The following is a 9,681-nucleotide window of genomic DNA, read 5'->3' as shown; positions in this document are numbered from 1 at the left end:
ACCCCGGCCCCGCCCGGGGTACCGCACCCAACCGCGGCATAGCCCGGGATATCGCACCCGACCCCGGCCCTGCCTGGGGTATCGCACCCAACCCCCGCCCCGCCCCGGGCATCGCACCCAACCCCGGCATGGCCGCCACCGCCGCACCCAACCCCGGCATCGCCCGCGGTATCGCACCCGACCGCGGCATAGACCGGGGTGTCACACCCGGCTCCGGCCGTGTACCCCGAACTCACCCCCCGCTTGGAGGACGACACACGCTGTAGGCAGACACCACCGGACAACCTCATCCCACGAGCGCGGCTAGACCCGTATTTCCGCACGTCACTACCGCTCCCCACGCTTCTCCACTTCCCACCGCACTTTCGGCTGGGTCCTTCTGGGAGAAGGCCGGAGAATCAAGGCGGCGATCATCCTGGTGGTGGAGACGAGGCGGCACGCGTGGAAAGACGCGCTCGGCCGCTGAACGGCCGCCCTTCGGGGAACGGGAAGAAGATGCGGGCGTGCGGCGAAGGATGGATGAAAGCAATGATCACCATCCGGAAGGCACACTCATGACGGAGACGGGCACGTGACCGCCGACGTGGGCGAGCTGGTGACCGACGCCGACCTCGTCGCCGGCTACCGGCGGAACCCCGAGCTGTTCACCGCCGTGCATGACCGGTATTTCCGCGACATCTACCTGTACGTGGCGGGCCGCCTGGACATCCAGGTGGCCGAGGACATCGCGGCGGAGACGTTCCTGCTGGCGTTCGACCGGCGTGACCGGTTCGACCCGGGAAAAGGGGGATTGCGGCCCTGGCTGTTCGGCTTCGCCACGAACCTGGTGGCCAGGCACCGCCGCAAGGAGGCCCGCCACTACAAGGCGTTGGCCCGGCTGGACCCCGCGCCGGTCGTGGAAGGACACGAGAACCGGGTCGTCACCTCCGTGACCGCCCAGCGCATGCAGCCGCACCTGGCCATAGCGCTCGCCTCGCTGAACGGCGGCGAGCGTGACGTGCTGCTGCTCCTGGCGCTGGGTCAGCTCAGCTACGACGAGATCGCCCAGGCGCTCGGCATTTCCATCGGCACAGTGGGCTCGCGGCTCAGCCGGGCCCGCGCCAAGATCCAAGCCCTCATCGACAAGGAGACGATCCATGAATGACCTGGAAGAGGTCGCCACTCTGCTGGCCAAGCCGGAGCCGTCCGCTGGGGCCGTCGCGCGCAGCAGGGACCGCCTTCAGCACAGGACACGGGCGGGCCGGGCGCGCAGGCGCGTCCGCTGGTTCGTACCGGGAGTCGCCCTGGTCGCCGCCGGGGCCGCCGCGGCGGTCGTGTTCGCCACGGGGGCGCCCACGAACGACGGCGCACCGGTCACGGGCAAGGAGGTCCTGCTCATGGCCGCCGTCAGCGCGGAACGTGCACCCCAAGGCTCCGGGACGTACTGGCACGTCACGCGTCAGTGGTCCAGGTCGGAGATTCCGCCGATGGAGAGCTGGACCAGGCGCGACGGCAAGCGCTGGACCAAGGGCGAGCCGGGGGATCCCCCCGACGCCGTCGTACCGGTGCCGACCTGGAAAACGCTCAGCCTCAAGGGCGCCAAGGTGAGCTTCGAGGACCTCGAAAGGCTGCCGACGGACCCGGAGGCGCTGAAGGCGTGGATCGTCGAGCGCAAGGGTAACGAGAACAATATGTCCGCATCCGAAATCGGAGGCGACCCCACCTTCACCCTGCTCGCGCTGATCATGGAGCTGCCGGCGCCCGCGGAGGTCCGCTCCGCGGCGTTCCGGGCGCTCGCCGCGACGCCGGGAGTCGAGAACGCGGGCGCGGTCGAAGGCGGCCAGCAACTGCGCTTCCCTGATCCTCATGGCGGTAAGAAGAGCATCGAGTTGGTCGTCGATCCCGAGAAGGCCCAGGTGACCCGCGCCAACCTCGTCCTCGCCGGCGACGGCGGCATGGCGTGGAGCGAGAAGTTCATCTCCGTGACCACCGAGTGGACGGACCAGCTTCCTTCGGTAAAGAAGAGCTAGCCCCCGCCTTCCGCAGATCGGTGCGGGCGGAGCTGGGAAGAAACCGGAGGGTGGGTGGGAGATCCATTCGGTAGAAAGCGCTGATCGGCTGGAACGCGTAGGGTTCAAGCGACGTTGCTTAGGTATGAGTGAGGTCGTGTGATGCTGCGAATCGGACTTTTCCTGGGGTTTCTCGTCGTGCCCGTGCTGGAGATCTGGTTACTGATCCAGATCGGGTCGGTGATCGGCGGCTGGCAGACGGTAGGGCTGCTGATCGCCGACAGCCTGCTGGGGGCCTGGCTGGTCCGCAGGGAGGGCAGGCGGGCCTGGGCGGCGCTGCAGAACGCGCTCCAGTCGGGGCGCATGCCGGACCGGGAACTGGCCGACGGCGGCATGATCGTCGCCGGTGGCGCGCTGCTGCTGACCCCGGGATTCATCACCGACATCTTCGGGTTCTTCCTGATCCTGCCGTTCACCCGGCCGCTGGCCCGGCGCGGCCTGACCTGGTTCCTGGGCCGCCGTGTCCGGGTGATGGCCGCGCGCTCGCCGTACGGGCCGCTCCTGAACCAGCCGGGGCCGGGGCGCCCGGGGAACGTCGTCCCCGGACAGGTGCTGGACGACGACGACTTTGCCGAAAGGTGATCTACGCGAAAACCTGAAGGACCGTCCCGGCAACCCCGCGAGCGTATCGTTTGGGGGATGTACAAGGGGATAGGACGGTAGATGGACACGCTTCACGGATCTTCGCCCTTTCCGCCGATCGCCGACTACGGTTTCCTGTCCGACTGCGAGGTCACCGCGCTGGTCGCGAGCAGCGGGAACATCGAGTGGCTGTGCCTGCCCCGGCTGGACTCGCCGAGCGTGTTCGGCGCCATCCTGGACCGCAGCGCCGGACGCTTCCGGATCGGCCCGGCCGACACCATGGTGCCGGCCGCGCGGCGATATCTGCCCGGCACCATGGTGCTGGAGACCAGCTGGGGCACGGCCACCGGCTGGATCATCGTCAGGGACCTCCTCCTGATCGGCCCGTGGCATCACGAGGGTGAGATGTCACACACCCACCGGCGGGCGCCCACCGACTACGACGCCGACCACGTGCTGCTGCGCACGGTCCGCTGCGTGAGCGGCGAGGTCCAGGTGACGCTGGACTGCGAGCCCGTGCTGGACTACGGCCGCAACCCGGTCCGCTGGGAGCACACCGACCGCGGCTACCACCAGGGCCTGGCCACCGCCGACGGGGTCGACCTGCAGCTGCGGCTCACCACGGACATGCGGCTCGGCTTCGAGGGCGGCCGGGCGATGGCCAGGACCCTGCTCAAGGAGGGCGACACGCGGTTCTGCGCGCTCACCTGGACCGAGCACGAGCCGCCCTACACCTTCGCGGAGGCCTACCAGCGGCTGGTGTGGACCGCGCACCACTGGCAGCACTGGCTGGCCAGGGGCGACATCCCCGACCACCCGTGGCGGGGCTACCTGGAGCGCAGCGCCCTCACCCTCAAGGGCCTCACCTTCGCCCCGACGGGCGCGCTGGTCGCGGCCGCCACCACCTCGCTGCCGGAGACCCCGGGCGGCGAACGCAACTGGGACTACCGCTACACCTGGATACGGGATTCCACGTTCGCGCTGTGGGGCCTCTACACCCTCGGCTTCGACTGGGAAGCCGATGACTTCTTCTGGTTCATCGCCGACATGGCCGAACGCGACGAAGAACTCCAGATCATGTACGGCGTGGACGGCGAGCGCGACCTCTCCGAGTACACCCTGGACCACCTGCACGGCTACGAGGGCGCCCAACCAGTCCGGGTCGGCAACGGCGCCTTCAACCACCGGCAGAACGACGTGTGGGGCGCGGTCCTGGACTCGTTCTACATCCACATCAAGTCCAGGGACCGCCTGGACGAGCGCGTCTGGCCGATCCTGAAACGCCAGGTCGAGATGGCCATCGCGCACTGGCGGGAGCCGGACCGCGGCATCTGGGAGGTGCGCGGCGAACCCCGGCACTTCACCTCCTCCAAGGTCATGTGCTGGGTCGCCCTGGACCGGGGCGCCAGGCTGGCCCGGCTGCGGCAGGAGCCGGAGGTGGCCGAACGCTGGCAGGAGATCGCGGACGAGATCCACGCCGACGTGTGCGAGAACGGCGTCGGCGAGAACGGCGTCTTCACCCAGCACTACTCGACCACCGCGCTGGACGCCTCGCTGCTGCTCATCCCGCTGGTCCGGTTCCTGCCGCCGGACGACCCGCGGGTGCGGGCCACCGTGATCGCCATCGCCGACGACCTGACCGTCGAGGACCTGGTGCTGCGCTACCGCACCAAGGAGACCGACGACGGGCTGTCCGGCGAGGAGGGCACGTTCACGATCTGCTCGTTCTGGCTGGTGTCCGCGCTGGCCGAGATCGGCGAGCTGGGCCGGGCCCGGCGGCTGTGTGAGAAGCTGCTGTCGTTCGCCAGCGCGCTCGGTCTGTACGCCGAGGAGATCGACCCGGTGAGCGGCCGCCAGCTGGGCAACTTCCCGCAGGCGTTCACCCACCTGGCCCTGATCAACGCGGTGATCCACATCATCCGGGCGGAGACGATCATGCCGGTCCCGCACCACACGTCCTGAAACCACACGTCCTGAAACCACACGGAAGCCCCCGGGAAGATCTCCCGGGGGCTTCCGGCTCCCTCTGCTCTGGAGGGTTCGTTGAGGTTGGGGTGTCCGTCGGGGTTTCGGCCTGTCCTACGCGCTCTTGCGCCGCTGCGCCCGGAGAATCGCCAGCCGCTCGTTCAGCACCTCTTCGAGGTCCTCGATCGAGCGCCGCTCCAGCAGCATGTCCCAGTGCGTCCTCGGCGGCTTGGCCTTCTTCTGCTGGGGCTGCTCCGCGTCCACCCGGAGGGCGGGGGAGCCGCAGCTGCGGCACTCCCAGCTCGCCGGAATCTCGGCTTCGGCGGCAAGCGGCACGGTGGTGTGATGGCCCTTCGGGCAGGTGTAGGACACCTCCTGGCGCGGAGCCAGGTCGGTGTTGCGGTCGTTCTCGTAGCTGGTCGCCCCGAGCCGGGTACCGCGAAGTGCACGCTCGCCCATGTTCTAAGCCTCCTGAGGTCCCCCTAGCGATACTGCCTTAGAGGGGTTGGTCTCCACCGCGTACAACGCTTGATACCGTGTGTGGATTCCCACCCAAGAGGTGATCCAATCGCGCTTTTTGGCGCGGGCTCCTCAGGAATCACTTGAGCTGGCTCCAGCGCCGCGGATTCCTAGATCTTGTCGGGGACCTCGTTGCCCGCTTCGCGGATGGCCCGGGGCAGGTCGACGGCCAGCAGCAGGCCGAAGCCGAGCGCGAAGAAGATCAGCAGGGAGATGATCGCGACCCGGTAGTCGCTGTCGGTCAGCTGGAGCACCAGGCCGAAGGTCCAGGCGCCGAGGAACGTGGAGCCCTTGTCGCTGATCTCGTACAGGCTGTAGTACTCGGCTTCCTTGCCCTTCGGGATCACGTGGGAGAACAGCGAGCGCGACAGCGCCTGCGTGCCGCCGAGCACGATGGCGATGAGCACGCCGAGGCCGAGGAACTGCAGCGCCGACCCCTCCTGGACGATGTAGGCCAGACCCAGCACGCCCACCCAGCCGATGAGGCTGTAGAGCACGACCCGCTTCGTGCCGTACCGGATGGCGAGGCGGCCCAGCAGCAGGGCGCCGCCGAACGCGACGAACTGGACGATGAGGATGGCCGCGATCCGGACCTCCTCGTCGAGCTTGAGCGCCTCGGAGGCGAACTGCCCGGAGAACGCGATGACCGACTGCACGCCGTCGTTGTAGAGCAGGTAGGCCCCGAGGAAGAGCAGCGTGAGGGGGTATCGGCGCAGATCGCGCAGGGTGCGGCCGAGCTGGCGGAAGCTGCCGCCGACCGCCTGGCCCAGCGTGGCGTCATGCGTCGTGACCGGCCGGTTCCGCAGCCGCAGCAGCGGGATGATCGTGAAGCCGCCCCACCAGAGGCCCGCCGAGACCAGGCTGATCCGGACGGCGACGCTGGTCTCGATGCCGAGCTGCTCCCGCTGCAGGTACAGGGCGAGGTTGATGAGCAGCAGCAGGCCGCCGCCGAGGTAGCCGAACCCCCAGCCCATGGAGGAGACCCGGTCGCGCTCGTCCGCGGTGGCGATCTGCGGGAGGAAGCTGTTGTAGATCACCATGGCGCACGCGAACCCTATGTTCGCCACGATGAACAGCGCTCCACCCAGCAGGTAGCGCGTGTCGGAGAGGAACCACATGGCCAGCGTCGCCGCCGCGCCCAGGTAGGCGAACAGGCCGAGCATGCCCCTCTTCCGCCCGGTGTGGTCGGCGATCGCGCCGGCCATGGGCATGAAGACGATCTGGCAGATGGCCGCCGCGCCCACCACGAAGCCGTAATAGGCGGCGGGGCGCACGTCGAAGCCGAGCACGTCGACGAAGTCGCTCCCGCGGACCTCGGCGGCCCGCTCCGCGATGTCGGTCAGGTACGGCCCCAGGAAGACGGTCAGCACCGTCGTCGGGAAGGCGGAGTTCGCCCAGTCGTACCAGTACCAGCCGCGCTGCTCGCGCCGGCGGGCGTCCGGGCTCTCGTCGATGACCTGGGGGGCCTGGGGGGCAGTCATGTTCTCCTACTTCGAGATTACTTCGGACTACTTCAATGCCTCGGATACCACTGCCCGCGCGCGTCCAGCACGCCGCGCAGGCCGGAGATGTTGTCGGTCATGATCCCGTCGACGCCGAGGTCGAGCAGGCGTTCCATGATCTGGGGGGCGTCGATGGTCCACACGTGGACCTGCATGCCGATCGCGTGCGCGGTCCTGACGAACGCGGGGGTCACGATGCGCAGCCCGCGCACCCCGATGGGCACCTGCGCGCACGGCACGCCCGCCCGGGCCAGGCCGGCCAGCAGCCGCCCGTACCCGGAGCCGATGGCGGCGGTGCGCAGCGCGGCCACGCCGCGCGGCCCGAGCGCGGAGCAGACCCGCCCGCCGGCCGCCCGCCGGGCCCGCGCCAGCCGCTGGTCGGAGAAGGAGGTCAGGCAGACCCGGTCGTACGCGCCGGTCCGCTTGATCAGCTCGGCCAGCGGCTCGATGGCCGAGGCCTCCTTCACGTCGATGTTGACCCGCACATCCGGCCAGGCGCCCAGCACGTCGGCCAGCAGCGGGATCTCGTGCGTGCCGCCGATCCTGGCCTTGGCCACCTCCCGGTAGGGCAGCTCCGACACCCGCCCGGTCCGGTCGGTGACCCGGTCCAGCGTGTGGTCGTGGAAGGCCACCAGGACGCCGTCGGCGGTCGCGTGCGCGTCGGTCTCCAGGTAGGAGTAGCCCAGCTCGACGGCGTGCTCGAACGCGGCCATGGTGTTCTCCCGGCCCTCCGCCGCCCCACCCCGATGGGCGAACGCCAGTGGCCCGGGGTGCTCGAGAAACGCGAAACGCCGCCGCACGAGTGGAGTATGCCGTTTGTCAGGGCCCGCCGTCAGCGCGCGAAGATGAACGTTTGGGTCACGTCTGGACCAATGACCGGCTTCACGCTCCGTCGCGGCCGATGACGGCGGGCGAGTTCGCGCCGGGGATCAGCAGCGTGGGCGCGCCGCCGCCGTCGGCCGGGACGGTCCAGGTGTTGTTGGTGCCGTCGCCGGTCTGCAGGCCGTAGGCGATGGTCTGGTCGTCGAGCCAGGCGGGCTGGTCGTCGACGCTGCGGGTCTCGGCGAGCGGGACCGTCCTGCCGCTGCCCAGGTGCAGCACGGTCAGCCGCCAGCCCTTGGCCGGGTCGGCGCCGATCGCGGACTTGTAGGCGATCCTGGTGCCGTCCGGGGACAGCGACGGGCATTCCACGTTGTCGCGCAGCGTCCGCACGGTTCCCGCCGCCATGTCGCCCTCGACCAGGGAGCGGCGGCCGCCGGTGGACAGCGTCGCGTAGAACCGGTTGTCGTCCCCGGCGAAGGTGACCCCCCAGAAGTTGACGTCCGCATTCCGGTACGGCCTGCCGTCCCGCGTGATCGTGAAATCCTCCAGGGATCGCACGATCCGGCCGGTCCTGGTGTCCAGGATGCCGGTCTGGGTGGAGAAGCCGTTGGTGGCGTAGGAGTGGCCGTCGATGAAGAGCGTCCAGGCGATCATGCGGCCGCTGGCGGAGACGCGCAGCCGGTTGGGGAAACCGGTGAGCGGGATCTCCTTGAGCGGGCGCAGGGCGGCGTCCATGACCACCAGGCTGGTTGCCGTGAGCGCGCCGACCGGGGTGAGGCAGGCGACGGTGGCCGCGCCGGTGTGGGCGCGGTCGCAGCGGACGGCGGTGACCTCGCGCGGGCCCCCAGGGTCGGCGCGGGAGACCGTGGAGAGCAGCCCGTTGGTCAGGACCTGGACGCGGGGGCCCGCACCCGCCAGGGCGGTCGAGGCGGGGGCGTCGGCGGCGGGGGCGAGCACGGCGTAGGTGAGGGCGATTCCGGCGAGGAGGACGGTCGCCAGGCTGATGACGACCAGACGGGCCCGGAGGGAGGTCATGGTTTCCTCGTGAGCAGGAGCACGGCCAGGGGGAGCACGGCGGCGGCGATCCCGGCGGCGGCCAGGCAGGCCGGGCCGGGGCCCCAGGCCTGCCAGGCGAGCCCGAACAGGACCGAGGACAGCAGGTAGGACAGGGCCTGGCCGCTCTGGATCAGGGCCAGGCCGGTGGCGCGCAGTTCCGGCGGGAAGACCGGGCCGGCCATGGCCATCAGGATCCCGTCGGTGGCCGCGTAGAACGTCCCGTACAGCAGGGGGATCACGATCAGCAGGGGGAGGCCGGTCAGCGGGCCGTACAGGAGCAGGTAGACGGCGATGAGGGCGGCGTGGCCGCCGATCATCACGCGGAGGCGGCCGAAGCGGTCGGCCAGGCGGCCGAGCGGGACGGCCAGCAGCAGGTAGGCCAGGCTGGTGGCGACCGCCAGCAGCGGGAACCAGCCGAGGGCCAGCTCGGTGCGGCGCTGCAGCAGCAGGAAGACGAAGCCGTCCCCGACGGTGACCAGGCCCAGCAGGCAGGCGGCGGGCAGCAGCCGGCGCCGGGCGGGGCCGAAAGCGGCACGCCACGGCATCTTCTTGGCGGTCACCGCCGGGCTGGGGACGTCCTGGACGAACAGGGCCAGGATGAGGACGCCGAGCAGGGCCACGCAGAAGCTCGCCAGGAAGACCGGCCCGAACACGCCGCCCGCCAGGGTCAGCACGCCGAGGGCCGCCAGCGGGCCGAGGAACGCTCCGGTCGCGTCCATGGTCCGGTGCACGCCGAAGGCCAGGCCCAGGCGTTCCGGCGGCGTGGTGAGGGTGATCAGCGCGTCCCTGGGGGCGGTGCGCAGGCCCTTCCCGGCGCGGTCCACGGTGATCGCCAGGCCGATCAGCGGGCCCGAGGCTCCGGCGGCGAGCAGGCCCAGTTTGGCCAGCGCCGACAGGCCGTATCCGGCGCCCGCGACCGCCTTGTGGCGGTTGACGCGGTCGGCGACATGGCCGCCCGCCAGGCGCAGCAGCACGGTCGCGCCGGTGTAGAGGCCGTCGATCAGGCCGTACGCGGCGGGGCTGAACTGGAGGCCGATCACCAGGTACAGCGGCAGGACGGCCGTCACCATCTCCGACGATATGTCGGTGACCAGGCTGACGGCGCCGAGGGCGAAGACGGTGCCGCCGACGGCTCGGGGAGAGCCGCCCGCGGCCCCGCTTCGGTCGAGGGTGGACAGGTACACGTC

General features: G+C 70.3%; 9 protein-coding genes. 4 read left to right on the top strand and 5 right to left on the bottom strand.

From position 1 onward, the window contains the following. Positions 1-571 precede the first annotated feature (571 nt). The 4 genes from Amac_RS20595 to Amac_RS20580 all read left to right on the top strand — a co-directional run bounded on the left by Amac_RS20595 (position 572) and on the right by Amac_RS20580 (position 4,592). A complete protein-coding gene (locus tag Amac_RS20595; protein WP_155356003.1) occupies positions 572-1,144 on the top strand; it encodes an RNA polymerase sigma factor in 573 nt (190 codons plus the stop codon). Next, positions 1,137-2,009, top strand: a complete 873-nt coding sequence (locus tag Amac_RS20590; RefSeq protein WP_155356002.1) for a CU044_5270 family protein — start codon at positions 1,137-1,139, stop codon at positions 2,007-2,009. Before Amac_RS20595 ends, Amac_RS20590 begins: the two co-directional genes overlap by 8 nt. A 141-nt stretch (positions 2,010-2,150) precedes the next feature. After that, positions 2,151-2,630 carry an FxsA family protein gene (locus tag Amac_RS20585; RefSeq protein ID WP_155356014.1) on the top strand — a complete coding sequence of 160 codons (480 nt, stop codon included), beginning with the start codon at positions 2,151-2,153 and terminating at the stop codon, positions 2,628-2,630. An 81-nt stretch (positions 2,631-2,711) separates the two neighbouring features. Then, positions 2,712-4,592 (top strand): glycoside hydrolase family 15 protein, encoded by a 1,881-nt coding sequence (locus tag Amac_RS20580; protein ID WP_155356001.1) that lies wholly within the window; start codon positions 2,712-2,714, stop codon positions 4,590-4,592. A gap of 117 nt (positions 4,593-4,709) precedes the next feature. Here Amac_RS20580 and Amac_RS20575 read toward each other — a convergent pair whose 3' ends face one another. The 5 genes from Amac_RS20575 to Amac_RS20555 all read right to left on the bottom strand — a co-directional run bounded on the left by Amac_RS20575 (position 4,710) and on the right by Amac_RS20555 (position 9,678). Beyond that, positions 4,710-5,054, bottom strand: coding sequence for an RNA polymerase-binding protein RbpA (locus tag Amac_RS20575; protein ID WP_155336694.1), 345 nt, complete (start codon positions 5,052-5,054; stop codon positions 4,710-4,712). Positions 5,055-5,224: 170 nt separating this feature from the next. Next, positions 5,225-6,595 (bottom strand): MFS transporter, encoded by a 1,371-nt coding sequence (locus Amac_RS20570; RefSeq protein WP_155356000.1) that lies wholly within the window; start codon positions 6,593-6,595, stop codon positions 5,225-5,227. Positions 6,596-6,627: 32 nt separating this feature from the next. Next, the gene (locus Amac_RS20565; RefSeq protein WP_155355999.1) at positions 6,628-7,416 is read right to left on the bottom strand and encodes a glycerophosphodiester phosphodiesterase family protein; all 789 of its coding nucleotides are present in this window, start codon (positions 7,414-7,416) and stop codon (positions 6,628-6,630) included. 82 nt (positions 7,417-7,498) lie between these two features. Further along, positions 7,499-8,473: a TolB-like translocation protein gene (locus Amac_RS20560; RefSeq protein ID WP_155355998.1), complete on the bottom strand. Its 975-nt coding sequence runs from the start codon at positions 8,471-8,473 to the stop codon at positions 7,499-7,501. Further along, complete coding sequence (locus Amac_RS20555; RefSeq protein WP_155355997.1) at positions 8,470-9,678, bottom strand: MFS transporter; 1,209 nt, start codon at positions 9,676-9,678, stop codon at positions 8,470-8,472. The genes Amac_RS20560 and Amac_RS20555 overlap by 4 nt, the downstream gene beginning before the upstream one ends. Between the last annotated feature and the right edge of the window lie 3 nt (positions 9,679-9,681).

Source organism: Acrocarpospora macrocephala, from assembly GCF_009687865.1.
Taxonomy (GTDB): Bacteria; Actinomycetota; Actinomycetes; order Streptosporangiales; family Streptosporangiaceae; genus Acrocarpospora; species Acrocarpospora macrocephala.
This window is presented reverse-complemented; position numbering and strand designations above follow the sequence as displayed.